General features: G+C 41.6%; 6 protein-coding genes. 1 reads left to right on the top strand and 5 read right to left on the bottom strand.

What is annotated here, in order from left to right; all coding sequences use genetic code 11:
• Nucleotides 1-17 precede the first annotated feature (17 nt).
• Entirely contained in the window at nucleotides 18-317 is a 300-nt protein-coding gene (locus tag Q5741_RS21340; RefSeq protein ID WP_305026125.1) for a recombinase family protein, read from the bottom strand.
• A gap of 150 nt (nucleotides 318-467) precedes the next feature.
• Here Q5741_RS21340 and Q5741_RS21335 point away from each other — a divergent pair, with 150 nt between their 5' ends.
• Nucleotides 468-674 (top strand): helix-turn-helix domain-containing protein, encoded by a 207-nt coding sequence (locus tag Q5741_RS21335; RefSeq protein ID WP_094013692.1) that lies wholly within the window; start codon nucleotides 468-470, stop codon nucleotides 672-674.
• Nucleotides 675-1,193: 519 nt separating this feature from the next.
• On the opposite strand, the gene Q5741_RS21330 is transcribed toward Q5741_RS21335, so the two are convergent.
• The 4 genes from Q5741_RS21330 to Q5741_RS21315 all read right to left on the bottom strand — a co-directional run.
• A complete protein-coding gene (locus tag Q5741_RS21330; protein WP_305026124.1) occupies nucleotides 1,194-1,817 on the bottom strand; it encodes a helix-turn-helix domain-containing protein in 624 nt (207 codons plus the stop codon).
• A gap of 496 nt (nucleotides 1,818-2,313) precedes the next feature.
• Entirely contained in the window at nucleotides 2,314-2,961 is a 648-nt protein-coding gene (locus Q5741_RS21325) for a DUF3885 domain-containing protein (RefSeq protein WP_305026123.1), read from the bottom strand.
• 68 nt (nucleotides 2,962-3,029) lie between these two features.
• A complete protein-coding gene (locus tag Q5741_RS21320) occupies nucleotides 3,030-3,695 on the bottom strand; it encodes a polymorphic toxin-type HINT domain-containing protein (protein WP_305026126.1) in 666 nt (221 codons plus the stop codon).
• Between the two features lie 49 nt (nucleotides 3,696-3,744).
• Nucleotides 3,745-4,527: transposase (locus tag Q5741_RS21315; protein ID WP_305026122.1), on the bottom strand; the 783-nt coding region annotated here is incomplete at its 5' end.

Genomic DNA, 4,527 nt, shown 5'->3' with positions numbered 1-4,527 from the left:
ATGCTGTCACAAGCAGCTTAATCACGGGATTTCTGTATGAGGGGTGTTTTCAAACTGCACTTTTGTTGACAACTCCAAACTTCATCAATGGTTCGGGTATCTAGAGCGGATAACATATTCTGAAAGCCAATTCTGTCCACCTCAATAGCCTCCTCATCCACCTTAGCCCCACTGATACCTTCATCCGTAAAGATGTCTTGTAAGTTCCATCCTTGTTCCTGACAATAGGATCGGATTTCATCCTGTTGATACGCTAAACTGTAACCATCCTTGGCTTGTCCGCTTGTCGAAACTCTAATGTAACCGATGACATTCATGCTGTTTCCTCCCCCTCCGTTACGATAATCACAATTTCTGTTACGTTACAACGTCACAAGGCTATTATATGACGTTACAGCGTATCACGCAATGTATTTTCTCTCTGATCGTGGTATAGTTGTTCATATACTGTTGGGGGAAAGTGCGTTATGAAAATCAAGATTAGATTGCAAGAACTTCTGGATGAACGAAATATTTCTCAACGTCAACTTGCACTTATGGTTGATATGCGTCCCGGCACAATAAATGCTCTTTGCAGGGGAACAACGGATAGAATTTACATCAGCACCCTTGAGCAGATATGTAAAGCCTTGAACATACACATCCATGAGTTAATTGACATGGAAGATAAATAGCACCCCCGCCCGTGTAACCTTCTATACGGCTCATAGAGACATGTTATCGTGCGACATACTTTTTCACCATCCACTAAAGGGAATACCTGTAAAAGCTTCTTGTGCGTTCTCAGAGCCATTAAGCGAGTCGTCCGACAGGGCAGAGGCGGAGCGGCGGAACTCCATCTTCAATTCTTGAGTAAAGCATCCATAAAGAGTTATTCTCAGTCTTTACTCTCCATCCAAGAATCAAGAATCTCCCCCGAAATCGCAGACCGCCCACGGCGAGTCTGCTGTTTCTTTTTTAAGTGATTCTTTTATTGGTTCTTATTGAATTGAATCTTATTTAATGATTCTTATTAGTGAGACTATCGGACGGTTTGTAGCAGACTCTATGTCTACGATTCAGACTCCCTGTCTAGTATTGCAGACACTCTGTCGAAACCGTGGACACAGAGTCTACAGCCTTATACTTTGGCTGTTAACCGACCGTGTGACGTCTATCTGGACAGAGAGTCCGCTGAAATAACAGACTCTCGATTATGCCCCGTTGACATCTGGGGGAAATCTTTTAGCAAAGGCCGTTGTTAGATACTGCCCATTACTAGCCAATGTTTCCGTTTCAGCAAATTTCTCCATCGGCAAGCGTCTCTCATGAAGTCTTTGGAGTCGGGCGGCATAAGCCTTGAAATCCTCGCTCTTGACTATCCCCTGAATCCAAAGCGTAAGGTCTCTCTCGTTTACCTGTTTCTTTACTCCCCGAATGAACTCATGCGTCTTCTCCGATAGGAGCAGATATGGATGTACGTGCATATAGTTCGGCAGATAGTAGGTGTTGTTCTTACTCTGGCTGACCAGAATTAGCTTTTTATCAGCTAGAATTCCAATGTGACGCTCTACGGTCTTGGAACTACATCCGATATTTCTAGCCAACATCTCCATCGTCGGGTAGCACTGACTCTTGTCGCTCATGTAGGCGATAATGTCTATGAAAATCAGTTTCTCGTACTCACTAAGTCCGTAGCACCGATGAAGCTTTTGCGGCACGATGGTATATCCCTTATGTTGTTCGGTAAAGTTGCTCTCCTTCGCTACCTCGTCCATGTAAGCATTGGCGGCTTTATTGCTTTTAATAAGCCAGAAGTCTGTTGTTCTTGTCTTCATTTGATGTACCTTCCTTCTCGTTGTGTAATGCCGCCGTAGGGCGGTTGTGAAGCTAGGAAGGCGGCTAGCCTGAACGTTACCATTCCTGTATATGTAAACTGGTCGTCACCAGACTGTCTTTCTGTTATAACCATCGGAGCATATGGTTAGATTGTTGCGGACAATTTCTGAAATTTGCTTACTCACTATCTGTAGTCGACTTATGTCGTAATAAAGATGCGGATGGCATTATATTCTGGAGAAACTGGGAGAAAGCGAAGGTAAGGTTTATACATCGACATACGGTGGTAACTGATGATTTTAAGGCTATAACGGGGATGCAGATAGATCAAAGAGTGTTATATTTCTCAAGCATTTTGTATGTGCGTACAGATATTTCGGAGAAAACTCATACGAAGGTGATGAGGGTTAAGTTCTTTCAGGCTGTGCCGCCCGATTCATTCGGCACTGGGTGGGAGTAAAAGACAAGCCTTGGAGGGAAGCAACCCTCTCAAGGCTATTTGCCAAATATCTCTTCGATTCTTTCACGGTCAAAATCCAATATCCAATCATTGTATTTTTCGTAAATTGATTTTAATATTTCCTTATTTTCAGCTAAAATATCCAAACCTCTATCGTCGTATAGGTGGAAAATCGTTTTGCTCGTTTTGTTTAATAGATAAATGTCACCATCAACAGTAGGTTCTAGACCAAGTGTACGATTAGCAATAGCTTCTACTAGTTCTTCCAACTTTAATTGTTGATATTTCACATCTGCACAGTATCTAATAGTCACGATATCATCAATATCATCTAAATCTTTATAGCGGAATTCCTGCTCTTGTTTTATTACATTTCTAAAATCTATCTTGCTGATATAATTACTAAATACTTTTGAGACAATATTCTCTATATCACTAATTGACTCATTGTCCCACTTGTCTATAAATAGCACAAAGTAAATTTCATCATTAGGTTTATGCAATGCATTAAATAATTTAATCGCTCTCTGTTTCACCTGTTTCACTCTTTTTTCAGGTGCATCAACATCCCCTCCCATTTCAAATCTAATCGCTATTGAAGTATTGTAAAACAAAGGTTTTTTTAAATAAATCCCTTCAAAGTATTGCAATAAAAATTCATCTAAATTCTCTCTACGTTCCATTCGACCATCCCCATCATATAGCCGTAAAGGGAAATTCACATTCCCTTTACGGCATATTTTCAACCATTCTATTTTAGCTTTATAACCGTACCTGTTGAACTTTTATGTTTCCCTGTTATGAAATTACCATATTCATCTGCATCAGAAACCCAGTGAAGTTCATTTCCTCTTTTTTCAAACACCTTAAACGCCGAGCCACCATGTCCGGTTGTATCTTTTGCCCACCAATATCCTTTCTTTGTCTTGTCTTGGTATGCTGTGATTGTATCACCATTAAATTTATAAGTGACCTTTGCTTTGGCATTTGTTTTTATATCCCACTTCGTAGTTGTGTTTGGGATATCACAAGCATTATGAGTCCAAACTCCCAAACTTGATACAAAATACGTATGAAAATCTTTAACCTTGAAATTGTATACTGTGTCTTGTTCTTCCTTAATTTCAATCTTCTCAATGGCTAATTCTTTGCCATCCGAAGTTGTTAGAACATCTCCCACCTCAAGGTTCTTCGATTCCACCCAACCTCTGCCGACAATCCAAAACGGATGCTCATCGGTAGTTGTAATAACTTCTCCGCCAACAGCAATATTATAAGTTTCTTCAACAATTCGTTGGTAAAGCCATTCTACTTCTTTATACGCCACTTCTCCGGTTTCATCAGACTTGGCGAGTACCCTATCCCCTACCTCAATATCCTCGATAGGTTTCTCCCCTTCGTTAGTTAGAACTTTGATTCAGGGAATAAAGAAGGTGGCAACTGTTTTAGCTACCACCATTGTATTCTTAGCTTGCCGCTCGTTCAGGTAAAGCGTCAAGTCGGTATTCGGTTTTGTTCTTCATCATGCTGTAAAGGATGTTCACTAGCCTTCTCATTATACATATGATTGCTTGTTTCTTCTTTTTACCTTCACTCAATCGCTTCTCGTAGTATTCACGGAATATAGGATTGAGCGGTTTACTGGATGTTCTAGCGGTATGCAACTGTCTTACGGCTAGCCCCCATAGAATCTTGTTTAACGCTCGATTCCCTTGCCGTTGGTTACGGTCTTTACCTCTGCCGCCGCTGCTCATTTGGCTCGGTGTCAGACCTGCATACTTGGCTAGCTTGTCAGCACTCGTAAAACGGCTAATATCTCCGATTTCAGCCACGATAGCCGAAGCGGTAACGTCATCAATGCCAGTGAATGTATTCAACTTGAAGTCTAGCTTTTGCATGATGTGACGGATATTGTCCTCCACATCGTTCATCTCACGTTGAACGTCACGAATTTGGTTAACATGACTGCGGACAAGGAAATCACGATACTCCTGTCCGTTCCGCTTCGTATTCCCGTCAGCTTGAACGCTCTCAAGAATTAGAGCCGCTTTCTTGGTCGAACACACATTACGACTGTTCTTCCGTAAGAACTCCGCTAACGCTTCTATGGTCACGCCCTCCAATAGATACGGTGAAGGGTACTCATGCCACACGGCTAATGCTGTTTGTCCATCCACTTCACAGAAGAACTTGCTATAACTCGGATAGTTATAGCTCAATTGCGTGTGAAGCTGATTCTTGAGCATGAC

Origin of the sequence: Paenibacillus lacisoli (assembly GCF_030580655.1) — a bacterium.
Taxonomy (GTDB): Bacteria; Bacillota; Bacilli; order Paenibacillales; family Paenibacillaceae; genus Paenibacillus; species Paenibacillus lacisoli.
Note: the sequence above shows the minus strand (reverse complement) of the source record. Positions and strands in the feature narration are given on the sequence as shown.